Raw genomic sequence first — 205 nt, 5'->3', positions numbered from 1 at the left:
TCTTTTATTTTACGCAATCCTAATTGCACACCACAAAAGTACTGCATGCTCCAGTCTGTGTTCAACCGCGCAATCAACAACTCATCACTCAGACCCAAATAATGCTTTAAAAACATCAGGGCTATTCCTCCTTCTACATTTAAAAATGGCTTACGACCACGCCCACTTTTATAAAATGAAGGTGCCGGTATTTTGCAGGCTAGCT

The 205-nt window shown here is 41.0% G+C and carries 1 protein-coding gene; it reads right to left on the bottom strand.

Annotated elements, in window-relative coordinates; genetic code table 11:
* The coding region (locus OD355_RS13870) for a transposase (protein WP_263039092.1) at nucleotides 1-205 on the bottom strand (205 nt) is incomplete at both ends.

The sequence above is a fragment of the Haoranjiania flava genome, assembly GCF_025631005.1.
GTDB classification, from domain to species: Bacteria; Bacteroidota; Bacteroidia; order Chitinophagales; family Chitinophagaceae; genus Haoranjiania; species Haoranjiania flava.
The sequence above is the reverse complement of the archived record's forward strand: the minus strand, read 5'-3'. Positions and strand labels throughout refer to the sequence as shown.